The sequence below is a fragment of the Agrobacterium salinitolerans genome, from assembly GCF_027498475.1.
GTDB classification, from domain to species: domain Bacteria; phylum Pseudomonadota; class Alphaproteobacteria; order Rhizobiales; family Rhizobiaceae; genus Agrobacterium; species Agrobacterium salinitolerans.
On the sequence record NZ_JAPZLN010000007.1, the window covers coordinates 46,672 to 65,106 of the forward strand.

21 protein-coding genes and 1 riboswitch are annotated in these 18,435 nt (G+C 60.1%); of the genes, 17 read left to right on the plus strand and 4 right to left on the minus strand.

Going from position 1 to position 18,435, the window contains the following annotated elements; genetic code table 11:
* Positions 1–154: 154 nt before the first annotated feature.
* The gene (locus O9X91_RS21085; RefSeq protein ID WP_077982744.1) at positions 155–547 is read left to right on the plus strand and encodes a hypothetical protein; all 393 of its coding nucleotides are present in this window, start codon (positions 155–157) and stop codon (positions 545–547) included.
* A 7-nt stretch (positions 548–554) separates the two neighbouring features.
* On the opposite strand, the gene O9X91_RS21090 is transcribed toward O9X91_RS21085, so the two are convergent.
* Positions 555–986, minus strand: a complete 432-nt coding sequence (locus O9X91_RS21090) for a winged helix-turn-helix transcriptional regulator (protein WP_142912398.1) — start codon at positions 984–986, stop codon at positions 555–557.
* 103 nt (positions 987–1,089) lie between these two features.
* Here O9X91_RS21090 and O9X91_RS21095 point away from each other — a divergent pair, with 103 nt between their 5' ends.
* The 3 genes from O9X91_RS21095 (at position 1,090) to O9X91_RS21105 (ending at position 3,610) form a co-directional block, all read left to right on the plus strand.
* Positions 1,090–1,848 (plus strand): SDR family oxidoreductase, encoded by a 759-nt coding sequence (locus tag O9X91_RS21095; protein ID WP_077982742.1) that lies wholly within the window; start codon positions 1,090–1,092, stop codon positions 1,846–1,848.
* Between the two features lie 70 nt (positions 1,849–1,918).
* Complete coding sequence (locus tag O9X91_RS21100) at positions 1,919–2,725, plus strand: AraC family transcriptional regulator (protein WP_142912399.1); 807 nt, start codon at positions 1,919–1,921, stop codon at positions 2,723–2,725.
* A gap of 273 nt (positions 2,726–2,998) precedes the next feature.
* A complete protein-coding gene (locus O9X91_RS21105) occupies positions 2,999–3,610 on the plus strand; it encodes a LysE family translocator (RefSeq protein WP_142912400.1) in 612 nt (203 codons plus the stop codon).
* Positions 3,611–3,634: 24 nt separating this feature from the next.
* Here O9X91_RS21105 and O9X91_RS21110 read toward each other — a convergent pair whose 3' ends face one another.
* Entirely contained in the window at positions 3,635–4,462 is an 828-nt protein-coding gene (locus O9X91_RS21110; RefSeq protein WP_142912401.1) for an aldo/keto reductase, read from the minus strand.
* Between the two features lie 204 nt (positions 4,463–4,666).
* Between O9X91_RS21110 and O9X91_RS21115 the strand changes: the two genes are divergently transcribed.
* Complete coding sequence (locus tag O9X91_RS21115; RefSeq protein ID WP_142912402.1) at positions 4,667–5,374, plus strand: helix-turn-helix transcriptional regulator; 708 nt, start codon at positions 4,667–4,669, stop codon at positions 5,372–5,374.
* A 48-nt stretch (positions 5,375–5,422) separates the two neighbouring features.
* Positions 5,423–5,791, plus strand: a complete 369-nt coding sequence (locus O9X91_RS21120; protein ID WP_077982737.1) for a VOC family protein — start codon at positions 5,423–5,425, stop codon at positions 5,789–5,791.
* A 238-nt stretch (positions 5,792–6,029) separates the two neighbouring features.
* On the opposite strand, the gene tam is transcribed toward O9X91_RS21120, so the two are convergent.
* Positions 6,030–6,800, minus strand: a complete 771-nt coding sequence (gene tam / locus O9X91_RS21125; protein WP_077982736.1) for a trans-aconitate 2-methyltransferase — start codon at positions 6,798–6,800, stop codon at positions 6,030–6,032.
* A 334-nt stretch (positions 6,801–7,134) separates the two neighbouring features.
* Here tam and O9X91_RS21130 point away from each other — a divergent pair, with 334 nt between their 5' ends.
* Together O9X91_RS21130 and O9X91_RS21135 are read left to right on the plus strand one after the other, a co-directional pair.
* Positions 7,135–8,016, plus strand: a complete 882-nt coding sequence (locus O9X91_RS21130; protein ID WP_077982735.1) for a branched-chain amino acid aminotransferase — start codon at positions 7,135–7,137, stop codon at positions 8,014–8,016.
* Between the two features lie 170 nt (positions 8,017–8,186).
* On the plus strand, positions 8,187–10,544 hold the full coding sequence (locus tag O9X91_RS21135; RefSeq protein WP_142912404.1) for a methyl-accepting chemotaxis protein: 2,358 nt from the start codon (positions 8,187–8,189) through the stop codon (positions 10,542–10,544).
* Positions 10,545–10,618: 74 nt separating this feature from the next.
* Here O9X91_RS21135 and O9X91_RS21140 read toward each other — a convergent pair whose 3' ends face one another.
* Complete coding sequence (locus O9X91_RS21140; protein WP_269833742.1) at positions 10,619–11,506, minus strand: LysR family transcriptional regulator; 888 nt, start codon at positions 11,504–11,506, stop codon at positions 10,619–10,621.
* 96 nt (positions 11,507–11,602) lie between these two features.
* On the opposite strand from O9X91_RS21140, the gene O9X91_RS21145 reads away from it, so the two are divergent.
* The 9 genes from O9X91_RS21145 to O9X91_RS21185 all read left to right on the plus strand — a co-directional run bounded on the left by O9X91_RS21145 (position 11,603) and on the right by O9X91_RS21185 (position 18,311).
* Positions 11,603–12,145 carry a GNAT family N-acetyltransferase gene (locus O9X91_RS21145; RefSeq protein ID WP_142912406.1) on the plus strand — a complete coding sequence of 181 codons (543 nt, stop codon included), beginning with the start codon at positions 11,603–11,605 and terminating at the stop codon, positions 12,143–12,145.
* 180 nt (positions 12,146–12,325) lie between these two features.
* The gene (locus O9X91_RS21150) at positions 12,326–13,177 is read left to right on the plus strand and encodes a class I SAM-dependent methyltransferase (protein WP_142912407.1); all 852 of its coding nucleotides are present in this window, start codon (positions 12,326–12,328) and stop codon (positions 13,175–13,177) included.
* 187 nt (positions 13,178–13,364) lie between these two features.
* On the plus strand, positions 13,365–13,967 hold the full coding sequence (locus O9X91_RS21155; RefSeq protein WP_142912408.1) for a superoxide dismutase: 603 nt from the start codon (positions 13,365–13,367) through the stop codon (positions 13,965–13,967).
* A 112-nt stretch (positions 13,968–14,079) separates the two neighbouring features.
* Positions 14,080–14,925 (plus strand): metallophosphoesterase, encoded by an 846-nt coding sequence (locus tag O9X91_RS21160; RefSeq protein ID WP_173988374.1) that lies wholly within the window; start codon positions 14,080–14,082, stop codon positions 14,923–14,925.
* Positions 14,926–15,185: 260 nt separating this feature from the next.
* On the plus strand, positions 15,186–15,620 hold the full coding sequence (locus O9X91_RS21165) for a c-type cytochrome (RefSeq protein ID WP_162520410.1): 435 nt from the start codon (positions 15,186–15,188) through the stop codon (positions 15,618–15,620).
* Positions 15,621–15,711: 91 nt separating this feature from the next.
* Positions 15,712–16,632, plus strand: a complete 921-nt coding sequence (locus tag O9X91_RS21170; protein WP_269833743.1) for a cytochrome c — start codon at positions 15,712–15,714, stop codon at positions 16,630–16,632.
* A 66-nt stretch (positions 16,633–16,698) separates the two neighbouring features.
* Positions 16,699–16,926: riboswitch (cobalamin riboswitch) on the plus strand.
* Positions 16,927–17,087: 161 nt separating this feature from the next.
* Entirely contained in the window at positions 17,088–17,270 is a 183-nt protein-coding gene (locus O9X91_RS21175; RefSeq protein WP_010971223.1) for a CbtB domain-containing protein, read from the plus strand.
* Between the two features lie 11 nt (positions 17,271–17,281).
* Positions 17,282–17,992, plus strand: coding sequence for a CbtA family protein (locus O9X91_RS21180; RefSeq protein WP_269833744.1), 711 nt, complete (start codon positions 17,282–17,284; stop codon positions 17,990–17,992).
* A 4-nt stretch (positions 17,993–17,996) separates the two neighbouring features.
* Positions 17,997–18,311 (plus strand): hypothetical protein, encoded by a 315-nt coding sequence (locus O9X91_RS21185; RefSeq protein WP_269833745.1) that lies wholly within the window; start codon positions 17,997–17,999, stop codon positions 18,309–18,311.
* The last annotated feature ends 124 nt before the right edge of the window (positions 18,312–18,435 follow it).

Sequence of the window (18,435 nt, forward strand, 5' to 3'; positions counted from 1 at the left end):
AGGCGCAACAACTGCTTGATGGCGATGAAGAAAAACCGCCTGGTGAAAGTTGCCGCACCTGTCCGTGGCCGCTTGAATGCGGCTCCATATTGTTTTACGTTGACGTTAACGTCAGTTATTCGATGTTGGCGTCGTTTTTCAACAGGAGGCAAGAATGAACGAAGTCGTGAGCCAGATCGCCGAGAAGGCGGGAATAAGCCCCGAGCTGGCCGAAAAGGCCATTGGCATGATTCTCGGTTTTCTTCAGCGTGAGGCCGCAGACGGCCCGATCGCCCGCATGATCGAAGCCATTCCCGGCGCCAGCGAACTGGTGGCGCAGTTTAATGGCGAAGGTGCGGGCGGTGGCGGTCTGCTCGGCGGCCTGATGAGCGCGATCGGCGGCGGTGGCATCATGGGGCTGGGCCAGCAACTGATGAGCCAGGGCCTCGGCATGGGCGAAATTTCCACCATCGCCAAGGAAACCATCGCCGTTGCCCGCCAGCATGCGGGTGATGAGGTCGTCGACCAGGTGATCGCCTCGGTTCCGGGCCTCAGCCAGTTCGCCTGAGGCGAAACTACTCAGTAGCGGGGCGCGGCGGCTGTTTATTGAACAGGCGCCGCGCCTCTTCTATTTCGGCATGGTGCGTTTCCGCCCATATCCACACGCCGCAAAAGGCGCTGCCCAGCGTGCGGCCGAGGTTTGTCAGACCGTAATCTACATGCGGCGGGATGACGGGATGCACGGTGCGGCGCACCAACCCGTCGCTTTCCATCTGCCGCAGCGTTTTCGTCAGCATCTTCTGGCTGATATTGCCGACCAGCCTGCCGATCTGCGTGAAGCGCAGCGTGCCATGTTCTTCCAGCACTTCCAGAATGAGCATCGTCCATTTGTCGGCCACCTTGGCAATGATGTCCTGAACCAGCGCCTCTATTGCCGGATCGGTATCCGTGGGCGGCGGAACCTTGCGCCGGCTCTCGATGGCCGGGTCGGCGGCGTGCCGTTTCATTTCACACTCTCCTTTTGGTAAGTATAAATCTTTTGGGTGCCTACTTTCGATTGGAGAGCATAATAGCTAACTTCCTTTCAGCCAACAAGCAAAGGATGTTGCAATGAAAATCGCTGATAACACCATTCTCATCACCGGCGGTGGTTCCGGCATCGGCCGCGCGCTGGCGGAAGCGTTTCACAAGGCCGGCAACCGGGTCATCATTTCCGGCCGCCGCAAGGCCGTGCTCGACGAGGTGACGGCCGCCAATCCTGGCATGGCCTCGATGGTGATGGACGCGACGGACGCCGCGGGCATCCGCGCGTTTGCCGAAGCTCTGGTGAAGGCCCATCCCACCCTCAACGCCGTCATCAACAATGCCGGCATCATGCGGCCGGAAGACATCGCCGCAGCACCGGATTATCTCGACACGGCCGAAGAAACCATCGCCACCAATCTTCTCGCGCCCATTCGCCTGACGGCGGCGCTTCTGCCGCATTTCCTCAAGCAACCTGCCGCAACTGTTTTGACGGTCTCGTCCGGCCTCGCTTTCGTGCCCATGGTGCTGACCCCCACTTACAGCGCCACCAAATCGGCCATCCACGCCTATTCGGTCGCGCTGCGCGAGCAGCTGAAGGAAACGGCGGTAGAGGTCATCGAAATCGTGCCGCCCTATGTGCAGACGACGTTGATGGGCGAGGGACAGGCGAGCGACGAAAGGGCCATGCCGCTCGACGCTTTCATTTCCGAGGTGATGGATATTCTTGAAAATCGCCCGGATGAGAAGGAAGTGGTGGTGGAACGCTGCAAGCCTTTGCGTTTTGCCGCGCAGAACGGCAATTTCGATCAGGTCTTCGCCATGATCAACCATATGCATCCGTAAAGGGCAGCATCTGTCGCGACTGGACATCCTGTGATAGCGTCGCGCTCTTATTTGTGGAGCGCGCGCATTCATGGCCCAAGGCCGGTTCCTGATGCCGAAAACCAGTCTGTCCGGCGTCGTTGCCGTGGCGGCGGATAGCGACCGTTGCTTTCCGCGCCATATGCATGATCAGTTCGGCATCGGTCTCATCCATCGCGGCGCGCAGAAATCGCTCTCCGGCCGTGGCATGGTGGAAGCGGGCGCCGGCCATCTCATCACCGTCAATCCGGGCGAGGTGCATGACGGTATTCCGCTCGGGGAGGGCGGCCGCGCCTGGCGGATGCTCTATCTCGACATCGATATCGTCCGCGACGCTGTTGCCGATATCGGCGAGAAGGATCGAGGTTCGTTCGAATTCGCCCATCCCGTCGATATCAGGCCGCTGGCGAAGCGGTTCAATGCAGTCTTTGCAGCCATGACGGCAAGGGAACGGCCGGGCGAAACCCTCGATAGTGACGAGACCCTGCTGACGCTTCTGGCGGGTGCGATGGAGACCCCGGCCAACTCGCCTGTCGTGGCGGCGCCCGCCACCATAAGGCGGGCGAAAAGCAGCATCGATGACGACCCCGCCCGGCCGTTCCGCCTTGCCGATCTGGCAAGGGAGGCCGGCATGAGCCAGTTCCGCTTCCTGCGGGCTTTTGCGAAGGCCACGGGCCTGACGCCGCACAGTTACCTTCTCCAGCGCCGCGTCCATCTGGCGCGCCACGCGCTGGCTGGTGGCACCTCGCCCGCCGAGGCTGCCTTTATTGCCAGTTTTGCCGACCAGAGCCATCTGAACCGCGTTTTTGTGCGACAATTCGGCGTGACGCCGGCGGTTTATCGGGCGGCACTTTCGTAAGGTATGTTAGCGCAAATGGGGAATAGCCTTATGCGGCAGCCTTGGGATCCGGGGGAGCGCGGGACGCACCTCTCCACCCTCATCAAGTCAGTCGTATTTTCTCGTTTTGAAGTGAGCTGGAATGAACGGAACCGGACGGAACCGGACTAGGCCGACACCGTAGCCTCCCACTTTGGCACCGGCCTCCGAGCACCAATGCCGCAATTTCATCCAAGACACCCACCCCACGCGCCATCATGCTCCTGTCCTCCACCCACAGGACATACCCGCACCATGACACCCGAATTCCTCATCACATCCTTCATTGTCGCTGCCTCTCCCGGAACCGGCGTGGTCTACACGCTGGCCGCAAGCCTCTCGCAGGGGGCGAGGGCGAGCGTCGTTGCGGCCTTTGGTTGCACGCTTGGCATCGCGCCGCATCTGCTCGCCGCCATCACCGGCCTTGCCGCCATCCTGCACACCAGTGCGCTGGCTTTTGGCGTGGTCAAATATCTGGGGGTTGCCTATCTGCTTTATATGGCGTGGAACACGCTGCGGGAGAATGGCGCGCTGAAGATCGACGATACCAGAGAACCCCGGAAGGCCGCCCGCATCATCGGGGAGGCAATTCTCATCAATCTGCTGAACCCGAAACTGTCGATCTTTTTTTTCGCCTTTCTGCCGCAGTTCATCGCGCCGGATGAGGCTTTGCCGACATGGCGCATGATCGATCTCGGGCTGATCTTCATGGCCATGACGTTTCTGGTCTTTGCGCTTTATGGCTGTTTCGCCGCCTCGGTCCGGCGGCAGGTGGTGTCACGCCCGGCGGTCCTCGCCTGGCTGCGGCGCAGCTTCGCGGCCGCTTTCGTGGCGCTGGGTGCGAAGCTGGCCTTGACCGAACGATGAGACCAAAGCGGAGGGGAGGCCGCCTCAATCGTCCCAGTCGGGCGCGAGGTGGCCGGGATTGACGATGCGGCCATTCGGCTTTGCAAGCGCGTGGATCGCCCGCATTTCCTCTTCCGTCAGCACAAAATCGAAAACATCGAAATTTTCCTTGAGGCGGCTTTCCGTCGCCGTCTTGGAAAGCGCCACGATATCCGGCTGCTGCACCGCCCAGCGCAGGGTCACCTGCGCGGCGGTCTTGCCGTGTTTTGCGCCGATATCCTTCAGCACGGGATCGTTCGGCACCTTGCCGTCGGCCATCAGATAATAGGCCGTCACCGACATTCCGTGCTTGCGCGCCGCCGAAATCACCTTCGTCTGGTCGAGATAGGGGTGATATTCGATCTGGTTGGTGGCAAGCGGCGTGTCGGACAGTTTCACCGCTTCTTGCGTCAGCGCCACGTTGAAGTTGGAAATGCCGATATTGCGCGCCTTGCCGGCCTTGCGCGCCGCGTTCAGCGCGCCCATGCGCTCGGCAAGCGGCACATCGCTCTTCGGCCAATGCAAAAGCAGCAGATCGACATAGTCGGTCTTCAGCTTTACAAGACTTTCATCGACGGAAGCGAGAAAATCGTCGTGGCGGAAACGGTCCACCCAGACCTTGGTGGTAAGAAAGATATCATGTCGGGAAATGCCCGATTGCGCGATGACCTCGCCGACGGCGCCCTCGTTCTTGTAAATCTGCGCGGTATCGATATGGCGGAAGCCGAGTTTCAGTGCCTCCGGCAGAATGCGCCTGACATCGTCTTCCGGAATGCGGAAGGTGCCGAAACCGAGGGCGGGAATATTCGCGCCATTCGCGCTGACGTCATACATGGATATTTCTCCTGTCATTGAAGTGATGGCCGGCAGAGACAGCCGGTGGGGGACGTTTCCTTACTAACTCGTTACAGCGTAATCGGTTTCAAGGTTTTGCCATAGCGGGAAACCGCGCTCGTTGCGGATTGGTCGTTCCGGCGCTACCAGTCTCAAACGCGTCGCGCCCTGGCGAACCAGGCAAGTTCAACGCAGGAGTATCAAGTGTCACGCTCACAACGGCTTCTCGATCTGTTGCAGATCCTGCGCTGCCACCGCATGCCGGTCAGCGGCGCGGCCCTTGCCGCTGAGACCGGCGTCAGCCTGCGCACGCTCTACCGCGATATAGCGACGCTTCAGGCACAGGGTGCGGATATCGAAGGCGAGGCGGGCGTGGGTTATGTGCTGCGCCCCGGTTTCCTGTTGCCGCCGCTGATGTTTTCGCAGCAGGAAATCGAGGCGCTGGTACTCGGCTCGCGCTGGGTGGCGGGTCGCGCCGATGCGGGATTGGCGCAGGCCGCCCGCGCCGCTCTCGTCAAGATCGGCGCCGTCCTGCCCGATGCGCTGCGCGAGGAACTCGATCATTCCACCCTGCTTGTCGGTCCGGGGCAGAGCCTTGCGGCCATCCATGTCGATCTGGCGGCCATTCGCGATACGATCCGCAAGGAAAGCCGGGTCGCCATCACCTATCGCGATGAAAAGGGAGACCTGACGGAACGGGTGATCTGGCCTTTCGCGCTTGCTTTTTTCGATCTGGTGCGGGTGGTGCTGGGCTGGTGCGAGACACGGCAGGACTACCGTAATTTCCGGGCCGACCGCATCGAAGATTTCCGTCCCCTCGACAGCCGTTATCCGCGCCGCCGCCAGGCGCTGCTGAAAGAATGGCGCGAACGGGAAAAACAGCGGCGGCGGCATCATGCTGACAAAAACTGACAGCAGCGGGGTCTAGGAACCGTTCATCCGCAACACAGGAGAACAGCAATGACCCACCCTGATTTCACCATCCTTTACGTCGACAACCCGCCGGCCAGCACCGAATTTTACAAGGCCCTGCTGGGTGTCGATCCCGTCGAATCTTCCCCGACATTTTCCCTATTCGTCCTTGCCAATGGCATGAAGCTCGGCCTCTGGTCGCGGCACACCGTGGAGCCCATGGCATCGGTGACAGGCGGTGGCGGCGAGCTTGCCTTCCGGGTCGAAAACGATGCGCAGGTGGATGAGACTTTTGCCGGGTGGAAGGCAAGAGGCATTGCCATGCTGCAGCAGCCCGCGAAAATGGAGTTCGGCTACACCTTCACGGCCGCCGACCCGGACAGCCACCGTCTCCGGGTCTATGCCTTTGCTGGTTAGAGAGAATGCGTTGAGGACTGTTTGGCTAAGGAAGCCTGACCTTTTTCATCGTACTCCGTATCCCGTAGGCTCCTCATCCCTGTGCTTGTCACAGGGATCCAGCCAGCCCAAGTCCTTGGGCTGAAAGAACTCTCCCCGCCGCGCAGACGAGCGTCGGCTGGATTCCTGTGACAAGCACAGGAATGAGGATTGAGAGGATGCGCCAGTATGCGAAAAACGCGGCATCGTGTAGCGTGCCCTACTTCTTCACCGCCACCACAAAAAGCCGTGGAAAGCGCAGGAGCAAACGGCCGTCCGCCATCGGCGGATAGGCCGCCGTGATGCGCCGCGTGTAATCGGCGAGGAAGGCTTCGCGGTTTTCCTCGCCGACGGCGGTGAGATAGGGGCGCAGTCCCGTGCCCTTGACCCATTCGACGATGCTTTCCGCATCCTTCATCGGATGATTATAGATGGTGTGCCACACATCCACCCGCGCGGATTTCGGTGTCAGCGCATCGAAATAATCCGAAGGCGCGGGCAGGGGTTTGCGGCGCAGCCTGCCATCTGCGAACGTGTCCTTCCAGGACCCGTTCGCCCCGGTCTCCTCCATGGCGCGATGCGTCGGTTCCTGCAGGTTGTCAGGCATTTGCACGGCCAGAACGCCGCCGCTTTCCAGCTGGTCCATCAGTTGCGAAAGAACGGCGAGATGATCCGGCACCCATTGGAACACGGCATTGGCGTAGAGCAGGTCTGCCTTCTGCGCCGGCTTCCACGTGGCAAGATCGGCCTTTCCGAAACTGGTGGTGGGCAGCCGGTCCGCCGCCTTTTCCAGCATGTCGTCATCGCTGTCGATGCCGGTAATGACATTGACGCCGTAACGGTCGGTCAGAAGCTCGGTGGAATTGCCGGGTCCGCAGCCGAGGTCATAGCCGTTCAGCACCCGCTCCAGCGGCACCTGCGCCAGAAGATCCCGCGCCGGACGCGTCCGCTCGTCTTCGAATTTCAGATATTGCTGTGCGGACCATACCATTATTTTTCTCCTGCAGACTGCCGTCAGATCCTCAGCATCGCATGGGCCACATTGCCCCGCCATCATCCGATCAATGAATTATGGTGATGAATTCATTCATCAAGTTTTTGTTTCACCTTATAAAACGTACCTGCGGGGCAGTCGCTTTGTTATTTTCCATCAAAATCAGAAATCACTGCAATTAAAACTTGACCTCGTCAGGGGAGAGGCATTCACTCCGGCCGATTTCCAGCACACGCCCAGTTGAGAGCGCGCAGCGTTCTTCATCCGGCAATGAATCAGAAAAAAGACGGAGCGTTTTATCGAACGAAAACGCTTGAGACAGGAGACCATCATGAGCGTCGATACCGCACCCCGATCAACCACCTGGACCTATGTTGACGGTCAATGGCTGCCCGGCAACCCGCCGCTCATCGGCCCGACCTCGCATGCCATGTGGCTGGCCTCCACGGTGTTCGACGGTGCCCGCTGGTTCGATGGCGTGGCGCCCGATCTCGATCTGCACTGCCAGCGCGTCAATCGCTCCGCCGTCAATATGGGCATGAAGCCGACCATGACGGCCGAGGAGATCGAGTCCCTGGCGCTGGAAGGCGTCAAGAAATTCGACGGCAAGACGGCGATCTACATCAAGCCGATGTATTGGGCCGAACACGGCATGCCCGGCAGCGTCGTGGCGCCCGATGCCGGTTCCACCCGTTTTGCGCTCTGCCTGTTCGAAGCGCCGATGGATGCCGGCAAGCCGCTGACGCTCACCGTTTCGCCGCTGCGCCGCCCTTCGCCGGAAACCGCCATGACCGACGCCAAGGCCGGCAGCCTTTATCCCAATAGCGGTCGCGCCATTCTGGAAGCACGCTCGCGCGGTTTCGACAATGCCCTGATGCGCGACATGAACGGCAATGTCGCCGAATCCGCCTCGGCCAATATCTTCATGGTCAAGGACGGCGTCGTCCTTACCCCGGTTCCCAACCGCACCTTCCTTGCCGGCATTACCCGTTCGCGCGTGATCGGTCTTCTGCGCCAGGCCGGTTTCGACGTGCGCGAAGCGACGCTTTCGGTCGAGGATTTCCGGGAGGCCGATGAAATCTTCTGCTCCGGTAATTATTCCAAGGTTTCGCCCGTCGTGAAGCTCGATGATCGCGAATTGCAGGCAGGCCCGGTCGCGCGCAAGGCGCTCGATCTCTACATGGACTGGGCGCGTCTCGGCGCGGATGTTTAAGGCCGGGTAAACCCCAATTTTTCAAAAGGCCGCGGCGGGCTCATCCCTGCCGCGGCCTTTTATTTTGAACCGCATTATTTCCCATAAAAATTCAGGGGAATTTAATCCAATTTTAGAGGACCACTGGTTAGCTTGCGGCATTACCGATCCGGGCTAATGGGGGCCGCCAAATGTCTTTCAGCATACGTAATATACTTGTGGGATTTTTTCTGCTCGTCGGCATCGCGCTGGCGGGCTTCGTGGGCAATGGCATGTTGCAGTCCGTACAGCGTGCCCGCAGCTTTTCGGAGGTGGCGCAGCTCGTTTCGCTGGACAGGCTGCTTTTCAACGCCTTGCTGAACTTTCGCAGTGAACGCGGCAACAGCGCCTCGGCGCTGACGGTCGACCCGGCGAAGACGGCCAGTACCATCGCCAGCGTGCAGGCGTCGCGCCAGAAGGTGGATGCCGCCATGGGCGCCTTTCTCGAACAGTCCGCCACGCTCGATCAGGCTGGCCTCAAGGCCCCGCTTGGCCGCGTGAAGGATGTCTACACGCAATTCCTGGAGCTGCGCAAAAAGGTTGACGCCAACGTGACCCTGCCGCTCGACCGTCGTGAAAACGGGCTGGACAAGACCGTGCTGGCGCTCGGCCAGGATTTCCTGACGGCGCTAGAAGCGGGCTCGACGGCGGTGGAAGGTGAGGTTCGTTCGCTGGACCAGAGCCTGACCGGCCTCATCCAGTTGCGGTCCTATGGCTGGTCGGCGCGAGCGCTCGGCGGCAGCGCCACCGTTGTCATCAATGCGGTCGTGGCCCAGCAGCGGCCGCTGACCCCGCAGGAAACCCAGCAGCTTGGCAATTTCGATGCCGGCGCGGCTTTTGCCTGGAAAGCCACCGGCGACCTCGTCGCGCATGAATCGACGCCGAAGGCACTGAAAGATATCTATGCCGTTGCCGACAGAACCTATTTCAAGGGTGATTTCGTTGCGCAGCGCGCAAAGCTGATCGACGATCTGAACAACGGCCGCACGCCAACCTTCACCATCGATACATGGCGCAATACCGTCACCGAAAGCCTCGATACGGTTGCGAAAATCGCCTCTGAAGCGATGGATGTTCTCAACGCCAATGCCGAAAAGGCGAGACAGGACGCCTTTATCGGCGCGATGATCTATCTCGCCGCGTTCATCCTCACACTTGGCATCTGCATTCTCTGCCTTGCCGTCATCGTCGGCCGCGTCACCCGTCCCATCAGCCGCCTGACAAATGCGATGATGGAATTGTCCACCGGCAACCTGACCATCGATGTGCCCGGCGCAAAACGCGGCGACGAGATCGGCGAGATGGCCCGCGCCGTGGAAATCTTCCGCGAGGCGGCCGTCCGCAACAGGCAGCTGGAAGCCGACGCCGTCGCCAACCGGGAGCAGGCCGAACGCGACCGGGCCGAACTGCAGCAGCGTGCGGAGGCGGAGGCCGAAGAGCGGCTCAATCAGGCGACCGGTTCGCTGGCCGGCGGTCTTCGCCGGCTTGCCTCCGGTGATATGGTCTGCGAGATCGCCACGCCGTTCGCACCGCAATTCGAGGCGTTGCGGCACGATTTCAACAGCTCCGTGCACCAGCTGCGCGAGGCGCTCAGCAGCGTCGGCCAGTCCGTGCAGACGGTGAATGGCGGCGCTCACGAGGTGTCGTCGGCCTCCGACGATCTTTCCCGCCGCACCGAGCAGCAGGCCGCTTCTCTCGAAGAAACCGCCGCTGCGCTGGAAGAGATTACCGCCAATGTTTCCGCCACCTCCAAACGGGCGAGCGACGCGCGCGACACGGTGCGTGAGGCAAGGACAAAGGCCGATCTTTCCGGCAAGGTTGTGCGCGATGCTGTCGCCGCTATGGAGCGCATCGAACATTCCTCGCGCCAGATCGGCCAGATCATCGGCGTCATCGACGAAATCGCCTTCCAGACCAACCTTCTGGCGCTGAATGCCGGCGTCGAGGCGGCACGGGCGGGCGATGCCGGCAAGGGCTTTGCCGTCGTCGCACAGGAAGTGCGCGAACTGGCGCAGCGCTCCGCCAACGCCGCCAAGGAAATCAAGCAGCTCATCACCGCGTCAGCCGTTGCGGTGGGTGAAGGCGTGAAGCTGGTGGCCGATACCGGCGTCGGGCTCTCCGAGATCGAGCAGCTGGTGCTTTCCGTCAACAGCCATATGGACGCCATCGCGACCGCAGCACAGGAACAGTCGGCCGGCCTTTCCGAGGTCAACACGGCCGTCAACCACATGGATCAGGCCACGCAGCAGAATGCCGCCATGGTTGAGGAAATGAATGCGGCCGGTGCCGGCCTCGCGCAGGAATGCGCCAATCTCCAGGCGCTGCTGGCACAGTTCCAGCTGGGTCAGCAGACTTCTGCCTTGCGGGAGACGGCGCGGCAGATGCAGCGTGCTGCAAATCCGGTCCACGCGCCCGTCGCACCGGTCACTTCCTCCCCCAAAGCCCGCCCGGCTGCCGCCCGTGGCAATGCGGCGCTGGCCGTGAAGGGTGACGACTGGACGGAGTTCTGAAAGCGGGGCTGTCTCAGGTCCGTCATGACGGAAGAAGAGTATCATGAAGCCCGCGCCGGAGACCGGCGCAGGCTTCACCGTTTCCGCGCATCCGGCAGCGCAGCGGCAAGCGCCCGCAGCGGCGCCGTCATGTGTTTGTCTCTCCGCATCGCCAGCGCGATCCGCCTTTCAAGCGGCGGTTCGAGCGAGCGGTGTCCGAGCCCGGACGCCGCATCTTCATGCTCCATCGCCATGCGCGGCACGATGGCAATGCCAAGGCCCGCGCCCGCCAGTTTCTTGATGGCCTCGACGCTGCCCAGTTCCATGGCGGGCTGCACGGTGCGGCCGCTCACCGAAAACCATTGATCCACCAGCCGGCGCGTATTGCCGCCCTCGTAAAGCAGCAGCGGCCGCGCCGAAAGCGTCTCGGCGTTGAGCACCGTTGCGTCAGAAACGGAACCTTGCGGGAAAACCGCGACGAGTTCGTCGAGATGGATGTCGCGAATATCGAGGCTGCGGCCACTGGCGGGCAGGGCCACCACCGCCGCATCGATGGTATTGGCCTCCAGAAGCCGGAGGATATCGTGGGTATTGCCGGTCTGCACAACGATCTCGATGGCGGGCATGGCCTGCCGGATTTTGCCCAGCACCGGCGGCAGCAGATAAATGCAGGCGGTGGCGCCCGTGCCGATACGCAGGCTTCCTGTCGCTCCGCTACGGTGCGGCGCAACCGTTTCGATCGCATGCGCCACCTCTTCGGATATGCGCCTTGCATGGACGAGAAAATCCCGCCCCGCCGCCGTTGGCTGCGCCCGCCTGCCGACCCGCTCGATCAGCCGCACGCCCAGTTGTTTTTCTAGAAGCTTTATATGCAGGCTGACGGCTGGCTGCGTGAGCCCGGCCTTGTCGGCGGCGGCGGAAAAACTGCCGAGATCGGCCACATCCATGAAGCTGCGCAACTGCCGCAAGTCGAGGTCCATCATCAAAGAAAACCTTATCGTTTGTATAAGATAGATAATCTTTATTTTGGCTGCGTCGCAATGCACAATGAGGATGTGAATGATCCGCAGGACAAAAGAATGACCCTTTCCACCGTTTCCAGCCTTTTAATCCGCCCCTGTGAGGAGGCAGATATTCCAGCCATCACCGAAATTTACCGGGATGCCGTCTTGCATGGCCGCGCCAGCTTCGAGATCGATCCGCCTGATGTGGAGACCATGGCCGAGCGTCGCCGGCTGCTGGTGGAGGGCAATTACCCCTATCTCGTCGCCGAACACGATGGAAAGATAGCCGGGTACGCCTATGCCGGCGCCTACCGCGCCCGCCCGGCCTATGGCGCGACGCTCGAGGATTCCGTTTATATCGATCCGGCCATGAAGGGCATGGGCATCGGCCGCAAACTGCTCGATGCGCTGATTGCGGAAGCCACCGCGCGTGGCTTTCGGCAGATGATCGCCGTCATCGGCGACAGCGCCAATGCGGCTTCAGTCGGCGTGCATCGCGCTGCCGGTTTCGAACTTGTCGGCACCTTCAAGTCCATCGGCTGGAAACACGGCCAATGGCTGGATACGGTGCTGATGCAGCGGGCCTTGGGCGAGGGCGATACCACGCCGCGTTTCTGACAGGGAATTTCGATCTTCATCTTATCGCCGGAGATGTCATTTTCGATCATGGGGATGAGTGGTTAAAATTATAAATATTGATAACATACTGCGATGTTGGCGAAATATATAGAGAAAATTAATCGATTCCGACGTAACAGTTGCCAGAATATTAATTGCAGCGAAATTAAGAGAGACAGTATGTCACTATTAGAATCATTTAAAAGATTATTCACAATATCCGATCTTAAGGGCAAAAATAGCGAAGATGGATCAGCGTTACTTGATCCTTACGCCCTTCTTTCGCCAGGCATGCGGGAAGTGAGAGATTGGAAGACGATCAAAAATCCTCCATTCGAACCGTTGGAAAACACCATTTCAGGAAAGATTTGGGCCGAAATCTCTGGTGGTCACAAGTGGCTCGACTACTTCGCCATCTACGATCGAGAATTCTCGCGATTCCGTAATATGGCGCCTCGTGTCCTCGAAATCGGCGTTTATAAAGGAGCTTCTATTCAATTATGGAAAGAGTTTTTTGGCAAAGACGCCAATATCGTCGGTGTTGATATTGACCAAACTTGCCACGCTTTTCACGCGCCTGAGAAGGGTATTTTTGTTGAAATTGGATCACAGGCAGATTTTAGCTTTCTTCAAGGAGTCGTTGCCCGGTACGGACCCTTCGATATAGTTATCGATGACGGCAGCCATGTTGCCTCCCACCAGATTGCATCATTCAACGCCTTGTTCGGATCAGGTCTGAAAGACGGAGGCATCTATTTCGTCGAGGACTTGGAGTGCATATATTGGGGGAACACGGATGAATACCGTGATCAGCCAATATCCTCTGTCGACTTCTTTAAGATGTTGGTCGACGTTCAGAATCGTATATTTGCCGAATATAGCTACGCTGATTTCGCCCTTCACTTAGACCAGTCGCTCGACGGCGTGTTGTCTCCAGAGATAGCTCGCCACCTCGCCAGTGTAAAATTTTATCGCGGTATTGCTGTAATAGAAAAAAAGCTTCAGATGCCCCCCCGCGTGTTGCATATTTAATCAGTAGATCTTTCCCCCGAGCCATTCGGGTTGTGAAACAAATGTGGTGACGGCTGGCTTGAGAGGAATTTTCCCCTTTGGCGGAACATTTTGATATTTCACAGGTTGCCCAAATGGAGCTTCGCTCCTATGGTCCGCTCACACGGTTTCTAGGAGCGGTAACCCGCTGCAAAAAGGAGTAAAAACCATGGCCTTCGAACTTCCTGAACTCCCCTACGACTACGACGCGCTTGCACCCTACATGTCGCGCGAGACGCTCGAGTTCCATCACGACAAGCACCACAAGGCTTATGTCGACAACGGCAACAAGCTGGCTGCCGAAGCAGGTCTTTCCGGCCTGTCGCTCGAAGAAGTCGTGAAGAAGTCCTTTGGCACCAATGCCGGTCTCTTCAACAACGCCGCGCAGCACTACAACCACGTCCATTTCTGGAAGTGGATGAAGAAGGACGGCGGCGGCAACAAGCTGCCGGGCAAGCTGGAACAGGCATTCGCCTCCGATCTCGGCGGCTACGACAAGTTCAAGGCAGATTTCATCGCTGCCGGCACCACGCAGTTCGGCTCCGGCTGGGCATGGCTCTCCGTCAAGAACGGCAAGCTTGAAATCTCCAAGACCCCGAACGGCGAAAACCCGCTGGTTCACGGTGCAGAGCCGATCCTGGGCGTCGACGTCTGGGAACATTCCTATTACATCGACTACCGCAACCTGCGTCCGAAGTACCTCGAAGCCTTCGTTGATAACCTCATCAACTGGGACTACGTCCTGGAGCGTTACGAAGCCGCTGCCAAGTAAGGCTTGGCGAACGGAATTTTCCAAACACCCGACCTTTGTGCCGGGTGTTCTGTTTTTGGCATGTCGCGCGTTGTCACAAGCTTGTCATCCGCCGGGTTTATCGCGGCGCATCATGACTGAAAAAACCACGCCTCTCTTCTCCTTCGGCATTGTCGCCGATCCCCAATATGCCGATGCCGATCCGCGCCCGGAGATGGGTCGTTATTACGCCGAGAGCCCGAAAAAGCTCGCAGACGCGATCGACGCCTTCAACCGCGAGGAATTGGCCTTCGTGGTAACGCTCGGCGATATCATCGATCGCGGCTTCGACAATTTCGACGCGATCCTTGCCGTTTACGACGGGCTTCGACACCGCTCGGTCCTGCTGCCGGGCAATCACGATTTCGCCGTCGCCGCCGAGCATTTGCCGGCTATCCACGCCCGCCTCGGCATGTCCGCCCCCTGGCATGATTTTTCCATCGGTGATATCCGCTTCGTCGTGCTTGACGGCAACGAGGTCAGCCTGTTCGCGCCGCCGCCTGGCGATCCGCGACGCGCGCTTGCCGCAGACCGGCTGAAGCGCCTCAACGATGCGGGTGCCATCAATGCGCAGGACTGGAACGCCTCGCTTGGCGACGAGCAGTTCGAATGGCTGCGGGAGGTTTTGCAAAAGGCGGATGCGGCGGGCGAAAAAGTGATCGTTCTCTGCCATTATCCTGTCTATCCGGAAAACGCCCACAACATGTGGGACGCGCCGCGTATCCTTGAGCTTCTCGGCTCCCACCCGTCAGCCGTCGCATGGTTCAACGGCCATAATCACGAGGGCAATTACGGCCTGTTGGGCAATACCCACTTCGTGAATTTCAAGGGCATGGTCGATACGCCTGACCAGAACACCTTCGCCATCGCCGATGTCTTCGGCGACCGCATAGCGATCCGTGGTTTTGGGCGTGAGGAAGACCGCATTTTGGCCCTCTAAACCGGGCCTTGGCTTCTCCAATCGGCAACTGCGTGGGGGAATACGCCGCGCCGCTTGCTTTCAGCCAATTATTCTCATTCAGCCTGCCGTCAGAGTGAGGCCCTAGAGCCGGGGGGTGACCTGCATTGTCACCTCGTCTTAGGCTTCTGTTTTCACGATGGAATTCACCGCAATGTGACTTCTTTTCGCCATCCGGAAAGGGCATCCTCGCGCCGTTCCATCTAGCGCCCGGTGTCCCGGCCGGAATCAAGGAGAGTTGCATGAAACTGAAAACCATCACGGCGGCCATGTTGTTCGGCTGTCTTTGCGCCGGAGCGGTCTACGCTGCCGGCGAAGTCGAAAAACGTGAAGGCATGATGAAGCAGATCGGTGGGGCGATGGGTTCGCTTGCCGCCATCTCCAAGGGTGAAAAGCCCTTTGACGCCGATACCGTCAAGACTGCCGTAACCACCATCGGCGCCAATGCCAAGGCTTTCCCGGACCAGTTCCCCGTGGGCTCAGAGACCGGCAGCGCGGCTGCTCCCGCCATCTGGGAAAACTTCGACGACTTCAAGGCCAAGGCCGCCAAGCTCGGCACGGATGCGGACATGGTTCTCGCCAATCTCCCCACCGATCAGGCCGGCGTCGCCACCGCCATGAAGACGCTCGGCGCCGATTGCGGCGCATGCCACCAGACTTATCGTCTGAAGAAGTAGTCGCAGCACTTTGAAAACGCCGCTTCCCGGCGGCGTTTTCTCAAGGCACGAAAGACATCTGACCGGATCAGGTGAGAATGGGGAGAGGGGCATGTCCTCCATCTGGACGAAACTCGTCGGCGGGGCCGTCGTCGCGGCCATTGCGGGCTACGGCATTTTCGCCTGGGTTACCGCGCCGCAGCGGCAGGCGCCGAGCCATTGGGTGAGCCTGGGCGAACCGGATCTGGCCAATGGCGAAACGCTGTTCTGGGCGGGCGGCTGCGCAAGCTGTCATGCAGCACCCGACGCGAAGGGCGAGGCGCTGTTGACGCTTTCGGGCGGGCAGGCGCTGAAAAGCCCTTTCGGCACCTTTCATGTTCCCAATATTTCCTCTGATCCGCAGCACGGCATCGGCGGCTGGACGCTGGCCGAATTCGGCGATGCGATGACGCGCGGCGTCGGCAGGAACGGCGAACATCTTTACCCGTCCTTTCCCTATGCTTCCTATGCTCGCATGACGCAGAAGGACATCAACGATCTCTTCGGTTATCTGAAGGTTCTGCCCGCCAGCCAGAATGACGCGCCGGATCACGACCTGCCTTTCCCGTTCAACCTGCGCATGGCCTTGGGCGGCTGGAAATTCCTTTATTTCGATCCCGCCGCACCGCCGCGCGTCGAACTCGCCAATGCCAATGCCGAATTGCTGCGCGGCCAATATCTGGTGGAGGGCCCGGGCCATTGCGGCGAATGCCATACGCCCCGCGACGCGCTCGGTGGTTTCCTTGCGGGTAAATGGCTGGCCGGTGGCCCCAACCCGGAAGGCGAGGGCCGCATTCCCGACATCACCCCCGGTTCGCAAAGCATCGGAAGCTGGGCCGAAGCCGATATTGCCAGCTATCTCGAAACCGGCTTCACGCCGGAATTCGACAGCGTCGGCGGCTCCATGGTCAAGGTGCAGCAGAACATGGCGCATCTGACCACCGAAGACCGCGATGCGATCGCCGCCTATCTCAAGGCCATTCCGGCGCGGTAACCCTCAGCCGAGGCGAGGCACGCGGGTCGAAAGCAGGCCTGCCATTGACTCCTGCATCTGCCCGACGGATAACATGTCCGTGATGGTTCCTTCCGGGCGTTCCGGAAGGTGAAAAGGGAACACGATAGGGAGAAATCCTCATTCGTGGCTGCCCCCGCAACTGTGAGCGGAGAGCCTGAAACGAAATGCCACTGGCAAGCCATATCGCCTCCATCAAGGGCGAAGGCGATGCCGGGAAGGTGTTTCAGGTTTTGACCCGTAAGCCAGGAGACCTGCCATCGCGGAAATATCCATGCCGGCGGGGTGTCCGGAAGAGCGGAATTTCAGGGTGGTGGCATCAATGCCTCCCTGTATCAGTCTCGTATCCCCGTGGTGAAGTATATCGCATGCGGTCCTGCGGCTTTGCCGTTCGGCCGCATCTAAAGGCGCGGGGTCGCGCCGGGAGAGGGGTCACCATGTCCACCAACCTGAATACGGCCAATTCAGCCGTTTCCGTAAAAACAGCCAGCGTCGCGCAGTCGCTGACAGCGATCGTGCTTGGCCTGTTCGTCGTCGGTTTTGTCGGCTTTTCCCATGTGGAAGCCGTTCACAATGCCGCGCATGACACGCGTCATGCCAATGCCTTCCCCTGCCATTGAGGGGAAACGGCATGTCGTTTTTTCGCAATATCGTCTTCACCGCCATTCTCGTCGGTATCCTTGGTGGCTTTGCCGTTTCCGCCATGCAGGCTTTTGGCACCACGCCGCTCATCCTTCAGGCGGAAACCTATGAAAGCGCCGGCGAAGCGTCCCACAGCCATGATGCGCCGGCGCCCGGCGCTGCCGTTCCCGCCCATGAGCACAATGACGAGGCCTGGGCTCCCGCCGATGGTTTTGAGCGCACGGCCTATACCGTCGCCGCCAATGTCTTGACCGCCATCGGTTATGCGCTGGTGCTGACCGGCCTCATGTCGCTGCGCGGCACCAATACCGGCTGGCGCGAAGGCCTTCTCTGGGGCGTTGCGGGTTTTGCCGCCGTCATGCTGGCCCCGATGATCGGCCTGCCGCCGGAACTGCCGGGCAGCCCGGCCGCCGCCCTTGAGGTGCGCCAGATCTGGTGGCTCGCCACCGTTGCCGCAACCGCGGGCGGCATTGCACTGATCGCGTTCCGCCGCGAACCGTGGGCAGCTCTGCTCGCGCTGGTGCTGATCGTCGCGCCGCATGTGGTGGGCGCCCCCCTGCCGCCGGAAGGCGAACATGCGCTGGCGCCACTGCCGCTGGAACGTCAGTTCATCGTTGCCGCCACCATCACCAGCTTCGTCTTCTGGGCGTTGCTTGGCACGTTGAGCGCGTTTTTCCTGAAGCGCTTCCAAGAGGCTTGAAACCATGCACGACGCAGCGGAATGGAGTGAGGAGCTCGATGCGCTGCGTTTTGCCGTTCCCGGCCACGGCGCTTTCTGCGCCGTGCACCGCCTTGCCTTCAAGGCCGTCCTCGGGGCAATCCCGGGGCGCGAGGCGGCTCTCTCCTGCTTTCATGAACACCAGGCTGCTTTTATCGCTGCTGCGCTCAGTAAGATAAAACGCTCGAATTTGCCCGCGGGTCGCAGCCTGCATCTGAACAGCCGCGATATTCGCCGTGCGATTGCAGGTGAGGGCGATGCTTCGGCGGCGCGGGTGTGCCGGGTGCTTGATCGATATTGACTTGCTCCATATTCCCACCACCGTCATCCCGGCCTTGAGCCGGGTTCCCGTCAACGCGCGTCTGCGCGGCGGGAAGAGTCTTTTTCAGCCCAAGGACTTAGGCTGGCTGGATTCCGGCTAAAGG

What these genes read in the sequence shown, in the direction of transcription:
- O9X91_RS21085 (WP_077982744.1), top strand. Translation starts at nt 155, where the DNA reads ATGAACGAAGTCGTGAGCCAGATCGCCGAGAAGGCGGGAATAAGCCCC.
- O9X91_RS21090 (WP_142912398.1), bottom strand. Translation starts at nt 986, where the DNA reads ATGAAACGGCACGCCGCCGACCCGGCCATCGAGAGCCGGCGCAAGGTT.
- O9X91_RS21095 (WP_077982742.1), top strand. Translation starts at nt 1,090, where the DNA reads ATGAAAATCGCTGATAACACCATTCTCATCACCGGCGGTGGTTCCGGC.
- O9X91_RS21100 (WP_142912399.1), top strand. Translation starts at nt 1,919, where the DNA reads ATGGCCCAAGGCCGGTTCCTGATGCCGAAAACCAGTCTGTCCGGCGTC.
- O9X91_RS21105 (WP_142912400.1), top strand. Translation starts at nt 2,999, where the DNA reads ATGACACCCGAATTCCTCATCACATCCTTCATTGTCGCTGCCTCTCCC.
- O9X91_RS21110 (WP_142912401.1), bottom strand. Translation starts at nt 4,462, where the DNA reads ATGTATGACGTCAGCGCGAATGGCGCGAATATTCCCGCCCTCGGTTTC.
- O9X91_RS21120 (WP_077982737.1), top strand. Translation starts at nt 5,423, where the DNA reads ATGACCCACCCTGATTTCACCATCCTTTACGTCGACAACCCGCCGGCC.
- tam (WP_077982736.1), bottom strand. Translation starts at nt 6,800, where the DNA reads ATGGTATGGTCCGCACAGCAATATCTGAAATTCGAAGACGAGCGGACG.
- O9X91_RS21130 (WP_077982735.1), top strand. Translation starts at nt 7,135, where the DNA reads ATGAGCGTCGATACCGCACCCCGATCAACCACCTGGACCTATGTTGAC.
- O9X91_RS21135 (WP_142912404.1), top strand. Translation starts at nt 8,187, where the DNA reads ATGTCTTTCAGCATACGTAATATACTTGTGGGATTTTTTCTGCTCGTC.
- O9X91_RS21140 (WP_269833742.1), bottom strand. Translation starts at nt 11,506, where the DNA reads ATGATGGACCTCGACTTGCGGCAGTTGCGCAGCTTCATGGATGTGGCC.
- O9X91_RS21145 (WP_142912406.1), top strand. Translation starts at nt 11,603, where the DNA reads ATGACCCTTTCCACCGTTTCCAGCCTTTTAATCCGCCCCTGTGAGGAG.
- O9X91_RS21150 (WP_142912407.1), top strand. Translation starts at nt 12,326, where the DNA reads ATGTCACTATTAGAATCATTTAAAAGATTATTCACAATATCCGATCTT.
- O9X91_RS21155 (WP_142912408.1), top strand. Translation starts at nt 13,365, where the DNA reads ATGGCCTTCGAACTTCCTGAACTCCCCTACGACTACGACGCGCTTGCA.
- O9X91_RS21160 (WP_173988374.1), top strand. Translation starts at nt 14,080, where the DNA reads ATGACTGAAAAAACCACGCCTCTCTTCTCCTTCGGCATTGTCGCCGAT.
- O9X91_RS21165 (WP_162520410.1), top strand. Translation starts at nt 15,186, where the DNA reads ATGAAACTGAAAACCATCACGGCGGCCATGTTGTTCGGCTGTCTTTGC.
- O9X91_RS21170 (WP_269833743.1), top strand. Translation starts at nt 15,712, where the DNA reads ATGTCCTCCATCTGGACGAAACTCGTCGGCGGGGCCGTCGTCGCGGCC.
- O9X91_RS21175 (WP_010971223.1), top strand. Translation starts at nt 17,088, where the DNA reads ATGTCCACCAACCTGAATACGGCCAATTCAGCCGTTTCCGTAAAAACA.
- O9X91_RS21180 (WP_269833744.1), top strand. Translation starts at nt 17,282, where the DNA reads ATGTCGTTTTTTCGCAATATCGTCTTCACCGCCATTCTCGTCGGTATC.
- O9X91_RS21185 (WP_269833745.1), top strand. Translation starts at nt 17,997, where the DNA reads ATGCACGACGCAGCGGAATGGAGTGAGGAGCTCGATGCGCTGCGTTTT.